At 51.5% G+C, this 478-nt stretch carries 1 rRNA gene; it reads right to left on the minus strand.

The annotated features are described in order from the left end of the window. Positions 1-478, minus strand: a 16S ribosomal RNA gene (locus tag M6G53_RS25035); the annotation flags it as partial.

The following is a 478-nucleotide window of genomic DNA, read 5'->3' on the forward strand; positions in this document are numbered from 1 at the left end:
ATGAGCGGACTACTTGGGTATCTAATCCCGTTTGCTCCCCACGCCTTCGCGCCTCAGCGTCAGTCTTTGTCCAGGTGGCCGCCTTCGCCACCGGTATTCCTTCAGATCTCTACGCATTTCACCGCTACACCTGAAATTCTACCACCCTCTACAAAACTCTAGTTAACCAGTTTCAAATGCAGTTCCAAGGTTGAGCCCTGGGATTTCACATCTGACTTAATTAACCGCCTACGCGCGCTTTACGCCCAGTAATTCCGATTAACGCTTGCACCCTCCGTATTACCGCGGCTGCTGGCACGGAGTTAGCCGGTGCTTCTTCTGCGAGTAACGTCACAGATGTACCTATTAAGCAACACCACTTTCCTCCTCGCTGAAAGTGCTTTACAACCCGAAAGCCTTCTTCACACACGCGGCATGGCTGCATCAGAGTTTCCTCCATTGTGCAATATTCCCCACTGCTGCATCCCATAGGAAGCTA

Origin of the sequence: Serratia nevei, from assembly GCF_024160145.1 — a bacterium.
Taxonomy (GTDB): Bacteria; Pseudomonadota; Gammaproteobacteria; order Enterobacterales; family Enterobacteriaceae; genus Serratia; species Serratia nevei_A.